The organism is Komagataeibacter intermedius TF2 (assembly GCF_000964425.1).
Lineage (GTDB): Bacteria > Pseudomonadota > Alphaproteobacteria > Acetobacterales > Acetobacteraceae > Komagataeibacter > Komagataeibacter intermedius.
This window is the reverse complement of the sequence record NZ_BANF01000142.1, coordinates 1-624: the sequence shown is the minus strand read 5'-3', so window position 1 is coordinate 624 and position 624 is coordinate 1. Positions and strand designations below refer to the sequence as shown.

Here is a 624-nt window from a genome sequence, read left to right as displayed (position 1 = left end):
CCTTGGCGTCAGGCTGTATTTCTCCGCGCGCCAAGGCGGGATCGTGCGGGAAATGCTGCGCGATAATGCGCCGACCGCACCGGTCTGGTTCGATACCCCGACAGGGCGGGTCACTGTCGGTGGCAAGGGACCGCCCAATACACGACGCCGCTTCCCGCAGGTTTCGGCGAACCTGTCGGTCCGCTGGTGTTCCCCATACGCCAAGATCATGGTTGCGGATGGCGCCCTGCGGAACCAGGCGCGCTTCAGTCATGCCCGGACCCTGTTTGTAACCGGAGAACGCGCGGCGGAATCCGCGAACCGTGCCCGTTACGCTGTCTTTGAGCGGCACCGGGCAGACTGTCGTGATGGTCGGGCCCGACGGCATATCGATCACTGGCGGCCGGTACATGCCTGGAGTGAAGCGGCTGTCTGGCAGATCCTGCGTCGGCATGGCGTGATTTCGCCGCTTCCCTATCAGCTCGGGTTTGGCCGTCTGTCCTGCCTGACATGTGTATTCATGTCCGCTGATCAGGCTGCAACGCTGCGTCACATGGACCCGGATCGGTTCGCCCGGCTGTGTGAGTGGGAACGCGCATTTGGCTGCACCATCCGACGCGACCGGGACCTCGGCACGCTGGCCAG

Annotated in this window: 1 protein-coding gene; it reads left to right on the top strand. The window is 64.4% G+C overall.

Annotated elements, in window-relative coordinates:
• Positions 1–624 (top strand): phosphoadenosine phosphosulfate reductase domain-containing protein (locus B7449_RS14330; protein ID WP_048883742.1); only part of this gene is annotated, 624 nt, incomplete at both ends.